Below are 16,582 nucleotides of genomic sequence, written 5' to 3' on the forward strand. Positions count from 1 at the left end.
TCGCGGAGAACGACACGGTGACGTCGGGTCCCCCGCCCGGCTCACGCGTTCTTGGAGTCGCGCCAGCGGAGCCAGCGTTCGATGAGGGAGTAGTCCCAGTCGGGACCCGAGAAGCCGAGGGTGAACAGGCGCGTGCCGGCGTCGAGGAGTGCGTCCGCCACGGTCTCGTCGCGGTCCTTGAGCTCGTTCGAGACGATCAGGCCCGACAGATCGCGCCCCTCGGTCTCGGCCCACTTCTCGATGACACCGAACTTGTGGGGCAGCTCGTCGGGGGTGACGAAGCTGTGCCAGATGTCGGCGTGGCGGGCGACGATGCGCAGCGTCTTCTGCTCGCCCTTGCCGCCGATCATGACGGGGATGCCACGGGTGGGAGCGGGGTTGAGCTTGCCCCAGCGATCGACGACGCGGTCGAGGTCGGCGGCGAGCGCGTTCAAGCGCGAACCCGCGGTGCCGAAGTCGTAGCCGTACTCGTCGTAGTCGCGCTGGAACCATCCCGACCCGGTGCCGAAGATGAAGCGGCCGGTGTCGCCGCCCTTCTTGCTGATGTGGTCGATCGTGCGGGCCATGTCGGCCTGGAGGTCGGCGCCGCGGTAGCTGTTGCAGTTGACCAGCGCCCCGAACTCGACGCGTTCGGTCTGCTCGGCCCAGGCCGCCAGCATCGTCCACGACTCGAAGTGCTCGCCGTCGGGGTCGCCGTAGAGCGGGAAGAAGTGGTCCCAGTTGAAGAGGACGTCGACCCCCATCTCCTCGAGGCGGAGGACGGCGTCGCGGATGTCGGAGTACTGCACGTGCTGCGGCTGGATCTGGACGCCGAGCCGGACCGGGGTGTCGAAGAGCATGCGGCCAGCCTATTCCGGGCCACCGGCACCGGGGCCAGGATGGGGACATGAGCACCACGCCCCTCCCCCCGCTCGCCGACGTCCTCGCCACCGCACGGGTGGTCGCGCTTCCTCTGGCCACGCGGTTCCGCGGGATCCGGACCCGTGAGGCCGTGGTGTTCGAGGGACCGCAGGGGTGGACGGAGTTCTCCCCCTTCACCGAATACGCCGACACCGAGTCGGCGACCTGGCTCGCCGGCGCCCTCGACTTCGGGTGGGAGCCCGTGCCGCCGGCGCGACGCGACGCGATCCCGGTCAACGCCACGGTGCCCGCGGTCGCGGCATCCGAGGTGGCCGGGATCCTCGCCCGCTACGACGGATGCCGAACGGCGAAGGTGAAAGTGGCCGAGGCGGGGCAGACGCTCGCCGACGACGTGGCACGCGTCCGCGCGGTGCGCGAGGTCATGGGACCGGAGGGGCGCGTGCGCATCGACGCCAACGCGGCCTGGAACGTCGACGAGGCCGAGCGCGCCGTGCACGCCCTGTGCGAGTTCGACCTCGAGTACGTGGAGCAGCCGTGCGCCGAGATCGACGAGCTCGCGCAGCTGAGGGAGCGCATCGCCTACCTCGACATCGCGATCGCCGCCGACGAGAGCGTCCGCAAAGCCGCCGACCCCCTGCTCGTCGCCCGCGCGGGCGCCGCAGACCTGCTCGTGATCAAGGCTCAGCCGCTGGGCGGGGTGCACGCGGCGATCGACATCGTCGCGCAGGCGGGGCTGCCCGCGGTCGTCTCGAGCGCGCTGGACACCTCGATCGGACTGTCGATGGGCGCCGCCCTCGCAGCGGCGCTGCCGCAGCTCGACTTCGACTGCGGGCTCGGCACCGCCTCGCTCTTCGCCGCCGACGTGGTGGCATCCCCTCTCGTCGCCCGCGGCGGGATGCTGTCGCTCGAACGCCCCCGTCCGTCGTCCGCCGACCTCGACCGCGTGGCCGCCGACGGCGAGCGCCGCGATTGGTGGCTGGCGCGCCTTCGTCGCTGCTACGACCTGCTCGAGGTCACTCGAGGATGAGTCCGACCACCTGCGACAGCCTCTCGGCCAGCCCCGAGCGCGACAGCGCCGGTGCTTGACGGGTGAGCAGGGCCGTCTCGGACGTGGAGATCCACACCGACAGCAGCAGTTCGGTGGCGACGTCGGCGGGTACGCGCAGCGCAAGTCCGCGCGCCTCGGCGATGTCGCGCACGAGCTGGGTGACGCTCTCGCCGAGTCCCTGGTTCAGCGCGAGGTAGGCCTCGGCGAACTCGGGATTGCGCAGCGCCTGCAGCCGCGTCTCGGCCCCGAGGAGCACGTCGAGGCGGTCCTCCCCCGTCGCCTCGAGTACCTCGTGGACCAGCTGCCGGACATCGCCGGCGGCCTCGAGACCGCGGTCCTCGATGGAGGTGACCCGATCGCGGACGGCGGCGATGGTCGTTTCAGCCGACCGCGCGCACAGCGCCAGGAACAGCTCTTCCTTCGAGGCGAAGTTCGAGTAGAACGCCCCTCGGGTGAAGCCCGCGCGTTCGCAGACGGCCTCGACGGATGCCGCGTCGATGCCGACCTCGGCGAACATCTCGGCCGCGGCGTCCATCAGACGGATGCGGGTGTTCTCGCGGCGCCGCGTCGTCGCGGGAGCGGAATCGGTCATCCCCGACCTCCTGTCCTCGGGTGACATCCAGGTTCGACGTCACCATCTCGGACTACGATACATTGATGTATCCGATACGGTGATGTATCGACTCGTTCACCGATCGTGGGAGCCACCGTGTCGACATTCCTGTACACCCTGGGTCGCTGGTCGTTCCGCCACCCGTGGCGCGTCCTGACCGCGTGGCTCTTGGTGCTCGTGCTCGCCGGCGGCGGGGTCGCGCTCTTCGCCAAGGGCACCGACAACACCTTCACCATCCCCGGCACCGAGTCGCAGGCCGGTCTCGAGATGCTCGAGCGCACCTTCCCCCAGGTGAGCGGGGCGAGCGCCGAGATCATCGTCGTCGCGGCCGACGGCGCGAGCGTGCGCGACCAGGCGTATCAAGACGCCATCGCGACGACGACCGCCGACGTCGGGGGGCTCGACTTCGTCGAGGCCGTCACCGATCCCTACGACGCGCGCATCTCCGGCGGCGTCGCCGACGACGACCGCGCGGCGATCGTGCGCATCCAGTTCTCCGGCGAGGCCACGGCCGTTCCGCAGGCCACGGAAGACGGTCTGCGAGAAGCGGCGACACCCCTCGGCTCGGCCCTGCCCGCGGGCTCGCAGGCCGTGCTCGGCGGGCAGCTGTTCGCCACCGAGATCCCCGGCGCCTCCCTCACCGAGGCGATCGGCGTGTTGATCGCCGCGCTCGTGCTGATGATGACGTTCCGCTCGTTCCTCGTGGCCGGCATGCCGCTGGCCACGGCGATCCTGGGCGTCGCCCTCTCGATCGGCCTCATCTTCATCGCGACCGGCTTCGCCACCGTGTCGGCGACCACGCCGCTGCTGGCAGTGATGCTGGGACTCGCGGTGGGCATCGACTACGCCCTCTTCATCGTGTCGCGACATCAAGACCAGACACGGGCGGGAATGGACCCCGAGGAGTCGACCGCGCGCGCCGTCGGCACCGCGGGATCGGCCGTCGTCTTCGCCGGCATCACCGTGCTCATCGCCCTCATCGGGCTGAGCTTCGCCGGCATCCCGTTCCTGACCACGATGGGCATCGCCGCATCCGTCGCGGTCGCGATCGCGGTGTGCGTCGGTCTCACCCTGACGCCCGCGCTGCTGGGCTTCGCCGGCCATCGCGTGGTCGGGTGGGGACACAAGCGACCCGAGAAACGCGCTCGGGGTGCTGCCGTCGACGACCCCGCCGAGGCCGCCCGGGCTGCCGCCGAGAGTCGTGAGAAGGCTGACACCGCGGCCATCCGCGCGCAGCGCAACGGCCCCGCGAAGCGCTGGGTGGGGCTGGTGACACGGCGTCCCGTCGTCACCACCGTCGCCATCGTCGCCCTCCTCGGAACGGCGGCGATCCCCGCCGCATCTCTCGCCCTGACCCTGCCGAACGCCGGACAGCTGCCCGAGGGCGACGAAGCCCGAGTGGCGTACGAGCTGACCGACGAGTACTTCGGGCCGGGAGCCAATGGCCCGCTCATCATGACCGGCACGATCGTCACGAGCAACGACCCGCTCACCCTGATGACCGACATCGGTGATGAGATCGCGAAGATCCCCGGCGTCGCCGAGGTCGCGCTCGCGACGCCGAACGAGACCGCCGACACCGGCATCGTGCAGATCGTGCCCGAGACCGCTCCCGACGACCCCCGCACCGCCGACCTCGTCCGCGAGCTGCGGGCGCAGGAAGACCGCCTCTACGACGAGTTCGGCGTGCGCCTCCTCGTCACCGGGTACACCGCCGTCACGATCGACATCTCCGACCAACTGGGGGCGGCGCTGCTGCCGTTCGGCCTCTTCGTGGTCGGACTGTCGCTCATCCTGTTGATGATCGTCTTCCGCTCGATCTGGGTACCCCTCACCGCCGCCGGGGGCTACCTGCTGTCTGTCGCCGCCGCCTTCGGCGTTGTCGCCGCGGTGTTCGAATGGGGGTGGTTCGCCGACGCGCTGCACGTGGCCAAGGTCGGTCCCATCATCAGCTTCATGCCGATCGTCGTGATGGGCGTGCTCTTCGGTCTCGCCATGGACTACCAGGTGTTCCTCGTGTCGCGCATGCGAGAGGACTACGTGCACGCGCATCGCGACGGACGCACGCCGCGCGAGGTCGCGCTCGGAGCCGTCCGCAGCGGGTTCGCGGCATCCGCCCGCGTGGTGGTCGCGGCCGCGGTCATCATGTTCGCCGTCTTCGTGGCGTTCGTCCCCGAGGGCGACTCCAGCCTCAAGCCCATCGCGCTCGGCCTCGCCGTCGGCGTCGCCGTCGACGCGTTCCTCGTGCGCATGACTCTCGTGCCGGCCGTACTCGCCCTGCTCGGAGACAAGGCCTGGTGGATGCCGCGCTGGCTCGACCGGCTGCTCCCCAAGTTCGACGTCGAGGGCGAGGCCGTCGAACGCGAAGTGCGCCTCGCCGACTGGCCCACCGAACCGGCGATGTCCCTCGCCGCCGACGATCTGCGGACGGTCCCGGCAACGGATGCCGAGGAGCCCGTGTTCCGCGACGTCTCGGTGCGCCTCGGGTACGGGGGGACGCTGCTGGTCACGGGCGAGACTCCCACGACCCGCACCCTGCTCCTCGCTGTGGCGGGTCGTCTGTCGAAGATCGAGGGAAAGCTGCGGGTCGACGGGTTGCTCGTGCCCGAGCGCGCGGGCGCCGTGCGGGCACGCGTCGGCGTCGCCCTGCTCGACGATCCCGAGACCGCCGGCGCCGAGGTCGGTCAGGCCGTCGGAGGCGGGGCGCGCATCGTCGTGGTGTCCGATGTGGACCGCCTCGACGACGATGCCCGCGACGAGGTGGCGCAGGTCCTGCGTCGAGCCGCGACCGCGGCGCGCGAGCGATCCGATGACGCCTCGTCGCCCCTCACCCTCATCGTCTCGGCGCGCGACGAACGCCGAGCCCTCGCGCTGCTCGCCGAGGCGCAGCGGCCCGATGTGGCCTCCCTCGCCCTGCCGACCCTGCGCCGTCACCGCCCGAGCGAACCGGCGCAACCGGAATCCTTCGCCGATATCTCCGAGGTGTTCGCATGACTCTCCCCGTCGAGCGCTCCCGCTCACGCCGCCCCGTCACCTGGCTGACGCTGATCGGCGTCCTGCTGCTGCCCGCGGTGATCGGCGGCATCCTCGTCGGCGCGCTGTACGACCCCACCGACCGGCTCGACAACATCACGGCCGCGATCGTCAACGACGACAAGGCCGTCGAGCTCGACGGTCAACTCGTTCCTCTGGGTCGGCAACTCACCGGCGGCCTGGTAAAGGGCGCCGACGACCAGCCCAGCAACATCGACTGGGTCATCTCGAACGACGAGGACGCCACGGCGGGTCTCGCCGACGGCACGTACACCGCCGTCGTGACCATCCCCGAGAACTTCACCGCCGCCTCGCTCTCCACCCGCCCCGGAGAGACACCCGAGAAGGCCACCATCAACGTGCAGACGGCGCCCGACGCGCGTGTCGTCGACGGCGCGATCACCGCGCAACTGGCATCCACCGCGTCCAGCGTCTACGGCAGCGAGCTGTCGTCGCAGTACCTGAAGAACGTGTTCCTCGGCTTCACCACGCTCGGCGACCAGCTCGGTCAAGCGGCCGGTGGAGCGCGCCAGCTCGCCGACGGCGCCACGCAGGCCGCCACCGGTGCAGACGGGCTGCAGGACGGCGTGGGCCAGCTCTCCGACGGCGCCGGCGCACTCTCGAGCGGCGTCGGTCAGCTCGCGACGGGGGTCGACCAGCTCTCGGGAGGCGTCGGACAGCTCGCCACCGGTGCGGGAGCCCTGTCGAACGGTGCGGGTCTGCTCGCGGCCGGGGCGGGCGAGCTCTCGGGCGGTGCCGGACAGATCTCGAGCGGCGCGACGGGACTCGCCGACGGCGCCGACCAGCTCGCCGGCGGTGCCAGTCAACTCGCCACCGGCACGCGCGACGCCGCGGCCGGGGTCGGACGTCTCGCCGGCGGCGCCGACGGCATCGCCGAGGGCAACCGCCAGCTGGCCGACCAGATCGGACAGATCGCCGACGCCATTCCTCCGGGCTTCGAGCAGGCCGCGAACGACGTGGCCGACGCCGCGCCGCAGGTCAACGACGCCCTCGTCACCGCCGCAGCCGATCTGCGGCGCCTGGCGGACACCTGCGATGCAAGCACGAGCCCCGAGCTGTGCGAGCAGTTGCGGGTCGCCTCCGACCGTGCCGACGCCGCCCTCCCGAGCGCCCAGCAGACCGTGACCGACGTCGCGCAGATCGCCAGGCAGGCGGCCCAACTCCCCGCCGGCGTCCGCACCATCGCCGACGCCAACGCGCAGTTGGCCGAGGGAGCCGCAGGCCTGGCCGTCGGCGCACGCGACGCCGAGAGCGGACTGAACACGATCGCCGGCGGCATCGACGGCGTGGCAGCCGGCGCGACCGGACTCGGCGACGGTGCACGGCAGCTGGGCACCGGTGCGAACGCGCTCGGCTCCGGCGCCTCGCAGCTGGCCGGTGGGCTCGCGCAGACCCGTGACGGCGCGGCGCAGCTCGCCACGGGGGCGCAAGGTGCGGCAGGCGGCGCCTCGCAGCTCGCGGCGGGCGCCCAGGGGGCCGCCGACGGCGCGTCGCAACTCGCGACCGGCGCCCAGGACGCCGCTGACGGTGCCGGTCAGCTCGCCGACGGCGTCGACCAGGTGGCATCCGGAACGACATCCCTCGCCGACGGGCTCGACACCGCGGTGTCGCAGGTGCCGACCTACACCGACGCCGAGGCGGCCACCCTCGCCGACGTCGTCGCCGACCCCGTCTCGGCAACGGGTGCGAGCGACTCGCTCTTCGGCCTCGCGGCGGTGCCCCTCCTGGCGATGGCGGTGCTCTGGTTCGGCGGACTCGCCTCATTCGTGGCGTTCCAAGCCGTCTCGGCGCGGGCGCTCACGAGCCGCCGCCCCTCCGCCCTCGTCGCCCTGCGAGGCTTCTTGCCCGCGGCCGGCGTCGGCGCCGCGCAAGGCCTGCTGGTCGCGGCGGTCGTGCAGGTGGCATCCCGTTACGACTGGGGCGACTGGGCACTCTTCGCGCTCATCTGCGTCGCCGCGGGAATCGCTTTCGCGGCCGTGCATCAGGCTCTGGTCGCCGTGTTCGGGGGCGCCGGGCGCTGGGTGGCCGCGGTCATCGGCGCTCTCGCTCTCGGCGCGACGATCGTCTCGACCGTGCCTCCCGCCTTGGCCGCGGCCGCGGCCCTGATGCCCACCGCGCCGGTGTACGACGCGATGCTCGGCGCCCTGTCGTCGTCGGGCGGCGTCGCCACCGGCATCGCGGGGTTCGTGGTCTGGGCAGTGCTCTCACTGATCGTCACGACGCTGATCGTGGTGCGCCGCCGCACGACCTCCGCCCGCGCCGCCGCATTGCCCGCCTGACCCGTTCGGCCACGGCCCGTCCCGCGGCGCGCCCCGCGCCGCGGGGCGCGCCCGTGCCCGTGGTCCGTTGAGTGTCCAAGACCCGCCGTGTCCGCCGACCTGAAGCGGCGTGTCCTGGACACTCAATCACTCGGCGACATGTCGGCAGACCTCCTCCACAACCCGCCCATCCACAGGTGCGAGGGGTCGGCGGGCGCGCGCGCGGACGGGTGGTGTCGGATGGCGCAATGAGCACTCGCCCTCTCCCTCCAGAACTCGGCACGGTCTTCCACGTCCGAGACGCCGACCGGCTGGGAGTGCCCCGGAGGAGGCTGTCTGCTCGTGACGTCAGCGCGCCGTTCCCCGGCGTGAGAAGCACAGAAGGAGACAGATCTCTCGAATCCGTTCGCGACCGGTGCCGTGCCTACCTCCCGAGAATGATCGGCGGGCAGTTCTTCAGTCACGAGACGGCGGCTGTGCTGTGGGGCATGCCGCTTCCCTTCCGTCACGGGCAGGCTCTCCATGTGAGCGCACCCCCGCCCCTGCGTGAGCCGCGCACCCGAAACGTCGTCGGGCACAGACTTTCCATGCCACAGGACGGGGTGACAATGGTCGATGATCTTCCGGTCGCCACCCGAGTCGAGACCTGGGGGCAGCTGGGTGCCACTCTGCAATGGGAGGATCTGGTCGCGGTCGGAGACTGGCTTCTCGCCGAGGGTGACCCGTCATCCGATCTCTCCGACGTGGCGTCAAGGGCGAGGCGACGGGGAGCGGCCGCGCTTCGCCACGCACTCGAGTTCGTTCGCCCCGGGGCGGAATCACCTCGCGAAACCGCCGTGCGCCTGATCCTCGTGCAGGCAGGGCTCCCCGAGCCCGAACTGAACTGGACTCTGCGCACGGGTGGGGGCGCGTTCGTGGCACGACTCGACATGGCCTATCCCCGACAAAGAGTGGCGGTCGAGTACGACGGCCGACAACATGCCGACCCCGAACAGTTCCGTCGCGACGCGGACCGCTGGAGAGCGATCAGCGCCGAGGGATGGACGCTCGTCCGTGTTCTCGCCCACCACCTCGCCACCCCTGGTCACGACATCGTGACACCCGTTCGGCGCGCCCTGGGCACGGCTCGCCTTCGTTGAGTGTCCACGAAACTCCGGCGGCGCCTCGCGCACGCGGCGTGTTTTGGACGCTCACCCCTCGGGGGACGCAGGCGTGCCCGCCGCGGGACCCACGACCGTTCCGTCGAGTGTCCAGGAATCGCCGTTCCCGGCCCGATGATGCGGCGTGTCTTGGACGATCGATGGTGATTCCCGGGGCGACCCCTGTCGACACGGGCGCACAACGCCCGCACGCACCGCTCACACCGCACGCACACGCGAGCAACGCCCGCACGCACCGCTCACACCGCACGCACACGCGAGCAACGCCCGCCCGCGCAGCTCACACCCGCGCCGCACGCTGAGCCAACGCCGAGAAACGACGCATCCGCGCCGCGCACCCACCCGCGCCCCGATGCGGGGCACGCCGACACGCTTAGGTCGTCAGACCGCTGTACGCGTGCAGGCCCTTGAAGAAGACGTTGACGATCGTGAAGTTGAACAGCACCGCGGTGAAGCCGATGATCGACAGCCATGCCGACCTTGTTCCGCGCCAGCCGCGGGTCGCGCGGGCGTGGATGTACCCGGCGTACAGCACCCAGATCACGAAGGTCCACACCTCTTTGGTGTCGAAGCCCCAGAAACGGCCCCACGCGTCGTTCGCCCAGATGGAGCCGGCGATGAGCGTGAAGGTCCAGAAGATGAAGCCGACGATGGCGAAGCGGTAGGCGAGCGACTCCAGGGCGTCGGCCGACGGCACGGTGCGCAGGAAGCTGCGCTTCGGCTCGGCGTCCGCGGGGGCCTCGGCGAGCTTGCGCTCGCGCCGCGCCTGGATGAGTTGCACGACCGACAGGCCGAAGGCCAGGGCGAACAGGGCCGTCGCGAGGCTCGCGACGAACACGTGCACGACGAGCCACACCGACTTCAGCGGGTCGGCCAGCGGCACGACCTCGACGTGGAACGCCAGCGTCGCGCCGCCGAGCAGCAGCACCGCGAGGCCCGTCATGAGCGAACCGAGGAAACGCAGGTCGTAGCGCGTGAGCACGACGAGGTAGACGGCGATGATGAGCAGCAGACCCGTCAGCGCGAACTCGTACATGTTCGACCACGGCACCCGCTCGGCCGCGATGCCGCGCAAGACGGTCGCCACGAGGTGGAAGACGAACCCGAGCGTCGTCAGCACGGTGCCCAGGCGGGCCCACAGGTAGCGCGGCTTCGATGCGGCGGTGGATGCCGACGACCCGGCGGACCCACCGATCACTCCCCCGCCGCCCGCGGTGACGAGCTCGCGCGCGACGACCTCGTCCTTCGCCTTCAGAGCGAGGTCGGAGCGCCGAGCGAGGTCGATGGCGTAGGCGATGAACGCCAGCACGTAGATGGCGACCGCCGTCCACACCAAGAGGAGGGAGATCTCGTCGAGGAGAATCGGATCGGTTCCGGGCATGGTCTCAGTCTACTTTTCCGGTGACGGGCTGGCTCTGTGCAGGGGTGGGCGCACCGGCGTCGGGACCGGTCGGGCTCGTATCGGGCCGACCGCCCGCGGGCAGGGTGGTGGCGTGCTTCTCGACGAGTTGGTCGACGGCCGCGGCGAGGGTCGGATCCTCCCCGCGCGCGAGGCCCGCGTACTCGATCGACACCCCGTTCGCCGACGGAGTGGCCTTGACCCACATGCGTCGGCGCGGGACGAAGAGCGCCGCGAGCAGACCGAACAGGGCGAGCAGGGCGAATGCGAGCACCCAGGGTCCGGCCAGATCGCGGTGGATCGACAGCGATGCGAACCGCTTGACCGACCCGTCGTACCCGGACGCCCCCGCAGGTGCCTCGTTCTCGAACGTGATGGTGCCCAGGCCGTTCGGCAGGTCTTCGGTCTGACCGGGCATGAGTTGGAGCGCCGGGTTGCCGCTGTCGCCGCCGGCGATCTGGGTCATGCCCGAGGGGTCGAGGGTGTACACCGAGCGGGGCGTGCCGTCGTCGATGCCGAGGTCCCCCTCGTAGACGCGCAGCGTCAGCACGGGGTACTCCAGGTCGCCGTAGGTCGAGGTGAGCGCCCCCGAGGGAAGCACGTCCATCGTCGGATAGAAGAAGCCGAGCAGACCGAGCTGTTCGGGCAGTCCGTCGGCGACCTTGATGACACCGAGCGAGGTCATGTTGGCATCCTGAGGGAGGAAGGCGACCGAGTCGTGGAACACCTCGCGGCCGTCGGCGTCGCGGATCGTGACGGTGGGGGCGTAGCCGTTGCCGAGGAGGTAGACGCGGTCTCCGCGCACGTCGAGCGGGTGGTTGACGCGCACCTCGCCGTCCTGCGGGTCGCCCCCGGGAGCCTGCGTGGTCACGTGGGCGACGAAGTCACCGGCCTGCCCCGAGCCGGGCTGCCCGGGAGGCACATAGCTGACATCGAACTGGTCGAGCGTCATCGAATAGGGCGTGAGGGTGTCGCCGCTGACGAAACGGCCCGGGTTGAACGAGGAGTAGTCCAGCAGGCTGTTCGCGAACGCCTGACCCTCCACGAGCACGCGCTGCCCGGTGTAGGTGAACCCGCCGCCCAGGCCGACCGCGACGAGCACGCCGACCAGGGCCGCGTGGAAGACGAGGTTTCCCGTCTCGCGGAGGTAGCCGCGCTCGGCCGACACCGAGAACGTGCCGCGCCCGTCGTAGCGGGCGACCCGGTAGCCGCTCTTGCGCAGCTGAGCGGCGGCGGTGTCCACGGCGGCGGATGCCGCGGCATCCGGATCACCGTCGACCGCGATCGTACGGGTGCGGTGATCGTCCAGTCGCGACAGACGAGCGGGGGTGCGCGGCGGCTGCGAGCGCAGGGCCTTCCAGTGGTGTTTGGTGCGGGGCAGCACGCAGCCGATCAGCGAGATGAACAGCAGCAGGTAGATGGCCGAGAACCACGGCGAGGTGTAGACGTCGAAGAGGCTCAGCTTGTCGAGCACCGGCGCCAGGTCGGGGTTGTCGGTGAAGTACTGCGTCACGCCGTTGGGATCCGCGGTGCGCTGCGGTACGAGCGAACCCGGCACGGCGGCGATCGCGAGCAGCAGCAGCAGCACGAGGGCGGTGCGCATCGACGTGAGCTGTCGCCAGCCCCAGCGCGCCCACCCCACGACCCCGAGTCGCGGCTGGGTGATGTCGTCGGAATCGGATGCCGCGGCGGAATCGGCGTGGTCGGACGGGCGCAGGACGCCGTCCGTGGGCTCCTCACGCGACCGGTCAGAGGGGGAGCTGGACACCGCTCATCACCCCCTGCAGGGACGACATCCATGCGCCCCAGACACCGGTCACCATGGCGAGACCGAGAACGACGAGCAGCACTCCGCCCACGATGTTGACCGCACGGATGTGCTTGCGCAGGAACGCGACGGACCGGGTCGCCCACCCGAAGCCGAGCGCGAGAAGAAGGAACGGGATGCCGAGGCCCAGCGAATACGCCAGCCCCAGTAGGGCGGCGCGACCGGGGTCTCCGAGGTTGTACGACACCGACAGGATGGCCGTGAGCGTCGGCCCGATGCAGGGCGTCCAGCCGACGCCGAGGGCGATGCCGAGCAGCGGCGCCCCGATGAGACCGAGGTTGCCCTTGGCCTGCATCCGCACGGACCGCTGTGCGATGCCGAACAGGCCGATGAACACGAGCCCCATCAGGATGATCACCACGCCGAGGATGCGCGTGATCACGTCGCCGTAGCGGGTGAAGAACGCGCCCGCGGCACCGCCGAGCACGTTGAAGGCCATGAACACGAGCGTGAACCCGGCGATGAACAGCAGCGTTCCGCCCAGCAGGCGACCTCGACCGGTGGATGCCGAGCCCCCACGGGGAGCGACGGCACCGCCGATGTACCCCAGGTAGCCCGGCACGAGCGGCAGCACGCAGGGGGAGAGGAACGAGATGAGGCCGGCGGCCAGGGCGATGGGCACGGCGACCCACAGCGCCCCGTCGAAGACGAGGGCTCCGGGATTCACGCGTCCTCCGCGACCAGGGTGCGCACGATCGCCTCGAGGATCGAGGCCTCGGGCAGCTCGCCGACGATGCGCGCAGCGACGCGCCCCTGCTTGTCGAGCACGAGGGTGGTCGGGGTCGCGTTCAGCGGCGTCTTGTCATTGAACGCGAGTTTCAGCTCGGCATCGTTGACGGCCATCGCGCTCGGGTACGAGATGTCGTGGTCGCGCGCGAAGGACTGCGCGGTCGAGGGCTGGTCGTACGTGTTGATGCCGAGGAACGCGACGTCCTGCCCCTCGAAGGTCTTGTACGCCTGCTCCAGGCGCGGCGCCTCGATGATGCACGGGCCGCACGTGGCGTACCAGAAGTTCACCACGAGCACCTTGCCGTCGTAGTCGGCGCTGGAGACGGCGGAACCGTCGTCGAGCGTGCCGGCGAAGTCGACGGGTTCCCCGCGGCTTCCGGCCGGGATCTCGGCGGTCTGGAAACCGTTCGCGGCGATGTAGCCCTTGTTGTCACCGGCGCGGTACTGGTCGGCGAGAGGGTCGGCGGTGCAGGCCGCCAGGCCCAGCACGAGGGCCGCGGCAGCGGCCAGAGACCCCGCGGCGGTGAGGATTCGGCGCATCACACGGCTCCTACGTCGACGGCTCCGGCGGTCGATGCCGGCTCGGCGTACGCCACCTCGACCCAGCGCGTCGAGCCGTCGGCGCCGTCTCGCCGTTCGAAGCTCGTCACGCTCGACAGCGCGCACCGGCGCTTGCGAGGGTCGTGGCGGGTGGGTTGGTGGGAGAGGGCGAGGTGGGTCACCCAGATCGGCAGCTGATGTGAGACGACGACGACGTCGCCCGAGGGCACCCGCTCCCAGGCGTCGGTCATGGCATCCGTCATCCGGGCCACGATGCGCTCGTACGGCTCGCCCCAGCTGGGCACGGCCGGGCGGCTGAGGTGGCGCCAATTGAGGGGGTTGGCCAGCGCCTGCTTCATGCGCCGCCCCTCGAAGACATTGGTCGGCTCGATCACCCGGTCGTCGATGTAGGCGTCGATGCCGAACATCTCGGTGAAGGGCTCCGACGACTCGCGCGTGCGCTGCAGGGGTGAGACCACCAGCGCGCTGACGGGCCGATCGAGCCCGCGCACGTACTGGGCGGCCTGGCGTGCCATCTGCCGACCGGCAGCGCTGAGGCCGAAACCGGGGAGCCGACCGTAGAGCACGCGACGGGGGTTGTGGACCTCTCCGTGGCGCACGAGATGCAGGCGATCGGCGGTCACGAGGCCAGTCTAGGCGCGGGTTCTGTGGTCTGACTGAGCGGGCGGGCCGGTTGCTTCGACGTGGAGATACCGTGCGACGCCGCCCCCGCGAGCGACGGGGAAAGGTTCCCGAGCCGCCGCGGAGAGGGGCCCGGAACGGAGGGTCCGAGCGTCCGTCAGGCGTCGGTGCGCGAGGCCGGATCCTGCCGAGAGGCGAGCAGGGAGCGGATGCGCGCGTACAGGAACCACGTGACGCCGATGGCCACCGCACCGATCACGACGTACTGCAGGATCGAGGCGTATTCCTCGACGATGTGCCAGTTCTCGCCCAGCAGATAGCCCGACAGGACGAAGATCGTGTTCCAGATCAGGCTGCCGGCGCCCGTGAGCAGTCCGAAGCGCCACAGGGGCATCTTCGACACCCCCGCGGGAATGGAGATGAGGCTCCGGAAGATCGGGATCATGCGGCCGAAGAACACCGCCTTGCCACCGTGCCGCTCGAACCACGCCACCGTACGATCGACGTCCTCGGGGTGCAACAGCGGCATCTTGGCCGCGAAGGCGCGCAGACGCGCGGCCCCGAGCCAGCGGCCGAGGCCGTAGAGCATGAATGCGCCGACGATCGAGCCGACCGTCGTCCACAGCAGGGCCTCGAAGAGCGTGAAGGAACCGCGGCTGGCGGTCAGCCCCGCCATCGGCAGGACGACCTCGCTGGGCAGCGGCGGGAAGAGGTTCTCGAGCGCGATCGCGACGCCTGCACCCACCGGGCCGATGATCTCCATGAGCGAGACGGTCCAGTCGGCCAGCGACGTCAGCCACGACTGCCCCTCGCCGGAGCCGGTCGCGGCTCGAAGAGGTGAGAGTGTGAGGGTGGTGTCGGTCATCGGGTGCCTTCGCGCTCGGTGATCGGCCGCCCGAACGGACGCCCGTTTCAGGCTACGACCCGTACAGGTGCGAATCCTGGGGGTTGCCCCCGAGCGGAGGGATGCCGCGAAGCCCGCCCCCGAGTCCCCGTCCCGCGCGACCGGCGCACGTAGGATGGTCGATCGTGAGCGAACGAGTCCTGGTCAACCAGCTGAAATCCCTTCCCGCCGGCGCCGTCGAGGTGTCGGGTTGGGTCGAAACCGTGCGCGATCAGAAGAAGGTGCAGTTCGTCGTCCTCCGCGACGAGACGGGCGCCGTTCAGCTCGTGAACCCGGCGACGCGCCCCTCCGAGGACGCGACGGATCAGGATGCCGCCGCCCTCGCCCTCACCGAGACGATCGGTGGCCTCGCCACCGGAACGTTCCTGACGGTGCGTGGCGAGCTGAAGCACGACGAGCGCGTGAAGCTCGGCGGGGTCGAGATCAAGGTCGGCGAACTCGTGATCGCCGCCGCGGCCAACCCCGAGACCCCGATCGCCGCCGACAGCAGCCCCGACAAGCGCATGGACTACCGCTTCATCGACCTGCGTCAGCGCCGCAACAACCTCATCTTCCGTGTGCAGACCACCCTCGAGCACGCCATGCGCACGTACTGGGTCGAGCGCGACTACATCGAGGTCCACTCCCCCAAGCTCATGGCCTCCCCCTCGGAGTCCAACGCCGAGCTGTTCGAGGTGCCGTACTTCGAAGACAAGACGGCCTACCTCGCCCAGAGCCCGCAGTTCTTCAAGCAGATGGCCCAGGTCGCCGGCTTCGGCAAGATCTTCGAGATCGCCCCGGCCTTCCGCGCCGACCCCTCCTTCACCAGCCGCCACGCGACCGAGTTCACCTCGATCGACGCCGAGATCAGCTGGATCGATTCGCACGAAGACGTCGCGCGGATGCAGGAGGAACTGCTGCAGACGGCGTTCCAGGCGGTCGCCGACAAGCACGGCGCCGAGATCCAGGATCTGTTCGGCGTCGAGGTGCAGGTGCCGTCGCTGCCCTTCCCGCGCATCCCCCTCGCCGAGGCCCGCGAGATCGTCGCCGCCCGCGGATACGACATCCCCCGCACCGACGGCGACCTCGACCCCGAGGGCGAGCGTCAGATCGCGGCGCACGTGGCCGAGACGTACGGACACCAGTTGGTGTTCATCACCGACTACCACCCCGAGATCCGCGCTTTCTACCACATGCGCGATGAGAAGACCGGGCTGACGAAGTCGTACGACCTGCTCTTCAACGGCGTCGAGATCACGACGGGCGCCCAGCGCGAGCACCGCGTGGACGTGCTCGTGGAACAGGCGAAGGAGAAGGGTCTCGACCCCGAGCACCTCGACTTCTACCTCGACTTCTTCCGCTTCGGCGCCCCGCCGCACGGCGGTTTCGGCATGGGCCTCGCCCGTGTGCTCATGCTGCTGCTGGGCGAGTCGTCCATCCGCGAGGTCACCTACCTCTTCCGCGGACCGACCCGCCTGGCTCCGTAAGCACGGCGTCCGCACCGACGTCCACGATTCGACCGAGCGACGCCCGGGGTTCACTCCCCGGGCGTTCGCGTGTCATCGGC

Annotated in this window: 13 protein-coding genes; 5 read left to right on the forward strand and 8 right to left on the reverse strand. The window is 70.5% G+C overall.

What is annotated here, in order from left to right:
* Positions 1-41: 41 nt before the first annotated feature.
* Complete coding sequence (locus tag QRO03_RS04430; RefSeq protein ID WP_285136305.1) at positions 42-839, reverse strand: LLM class F420-dependent oxidoreductase; 798 nt, start codon at positions 837-839, stop codon at positions 42-44.
* Positions 840-886: 47 nt separating this feature from the next.
* Between QRO03_RS04430 and QRO03_RS04435 the strand changes: the two genes are divergently transcribed.
* Positions 887-1,888, forward strand: a complete 1,002-nt coding sequence (locus QRO03_RS04435) for an o-succinylbenzoate synthase (RefSeq protein ID WP_285136306.1) — start codon at positions 887-889, stop codon at positions 1,886-1,888.
* Here the strand turns inward: QRO03_RS04435 and QRO03_RS04440 are convergent.
* On the reverse strand, positions 1,875-2,501 hold the full coding sequence (locus QRO03_RS04440) for a TetR/AcrR family transcriptional regulator (protein WP_285136307.1): 627 nt from the start codon (positions 2,499-2,501) through the stop codon (positions 1,875-1,877). The two genes, QRO03_RS04435 and QRO03_RS04440, sit on opposite strands and share 14 nt — an antisense overlap.
* Before the next feature lie 117 nt (positions 2,502-2,618).
* On the opposite strand from QRO03_RS04440, the gene QRO03_RS04445 reads away from it, so the two are divergent.
* The 3 genes from QRO03_RS04445 to QRO03_RS04455 all read left to right on the forward strand — a co-directional run bounded on the left by QRO03_RS04445 (position 2,619) and on the right by QRO03_RS04455 (position 8,973).
* On the forward strand, positions 2,619-5,516 hold the full coding sequence (locus QRO03_RS04445; protein ID WP_285136308.1) for an MMPL family transporter: 2,898 nt from the start codon (positions 2,619-2,621) through the stop codon (positions 5,514-5,516).
* Entirely contained in the window at positions 5,513-7,855 is a 2,343-nt protein-coding gene (locus tag QRO03_RS04450; protein WP_285136309.1) for a YhgE/Pip domain-containing protein, read from the forward strand. The genes QRO03_RS04445 and QRO03_RS04450 overlap by 4 nt, the downstream gene beginning before the upstream one ends.
* Positions 7,856-8,442: 587 nt before the next feature.
* Complete coding sequence (locus tag QRO03_RS04455) at positions 8,443-8,973, forward strand: endonuclease domain-containing protein (protein WP_285136310.1); 531 nt, start codon at positions 8,443-8,445, stop codon at positions 8,971-8,973.
* 394 nt (positions 8,974-9,367) lie between these two features.
* On the opposite strand, the gene ccsB is transcribed toward QRO03_RS04455, so the two are convergent.
* The 6 genes from ccsB to QRO03_RS04485 form a co-directional block, all read right to left on the reverse strand.
* A complete protein-coding gene (gene ccsB, locus QRO03_RS04460; protein WP_285136311.1) occupies positions 9,368-10,375 on the reverse strand; it encodes a c-type cytochrome biogenesis protein CcsB in 1,008 nt (335 codons plus the stop codon).
* A 4-nt stretch (positions 10,376-10,379) separates the two neighbouring features.
* Entirely contained in the window at positions 10,380-12,161 is a 1,782-nt protein-coding gene (gene resB, locus QRO03_RS04465; RefSeq protein ID WP_285136312.1) for a cytochrome c biogenesis protein ResB, read from the reverse strand.
* Positions 12,142-12,888: a cytochrome c biogenesis CcdA family protein gene (locus QRO03_RS04470; RefSeq protein ID WP_285136313.1), complete on the reverse strand. Its 747-nt coding sequence runs from the start codon at positions 12,886-12,888 to the stop codon at positions 12,142-12,144. The genes resB and QRO03_RS04470 overlap by 20 nt, the downstream gene beginning before the upstream one ends.
* The gene (locus QRO03_RS04475; RefSeq protein ID WP_285136315.1) at positions 12,885-13,490 is read right to left on the reverse strand and encodes a TlpA family protein disulfide reductase; all 606 of its coding nucleotides are present in this window, start codon (positions 13,488-13,490) and stop codon (positions 12,885-12,887) included. The genes QRO03_RS04470 and QRO03_RS04475 overlap by 4 nt, the downstream gene beginning before the upstream one ends.
* Positions 13,490-14,134: a histidine phosphatase family protein gene (locus QRO03_RS04480; protein WP_285136316.1), complete on the reverse strand. Its 645-nt coding sequence runs from the start codon at positions 14,132-14,134 to the stop codon at positions 13,490-13,492. Before QRO03_RS04480 ends, QRO03_RS04475 begins: the two co-directional genes overlap by 1 nt.
* Before the next feature lie 155 nt (positions 14,135-14,289).
* Positions 14,290-14,997 (reverse strand): DedA family protein, encoded by a 708-nt coding sequence (locus QRO03_RS04485; RefSeq protein ID WP_285136317.1) that lies wholly within the window; start codon positions 14,995-14,997, stop codon positions 14,290-14,292.
* 164 nt (positions 14,998-15,161) lie between these two features.
* On the opposite strand from QRO03_RS04485, the gene aspS reads away from it, so the two are divergent.
* Positions 15,162-16,502, forward strand: a complete 1,341-nt coding sequence (gene aspS / locus QRO03_RS04490; RefSeq protein ID WP_285136318.1) for an aspartate--tRNA(Asn) ligase — start codon at positions 15,162-15,164, stop codon at positions 16,500-16,502.
* The last annotated feature ends 80 nt before the right edge of the window (positions 16,503-16,582 follow it).

The organism is Microbacterium sp. lyk4-40-TSB-66, assembly GCF_030209475.1.
GTDB lineage: Bacteria > Actinomycetota > Actinomycetes > Actinomycetales > Microbacteriaceae > Microbacterium.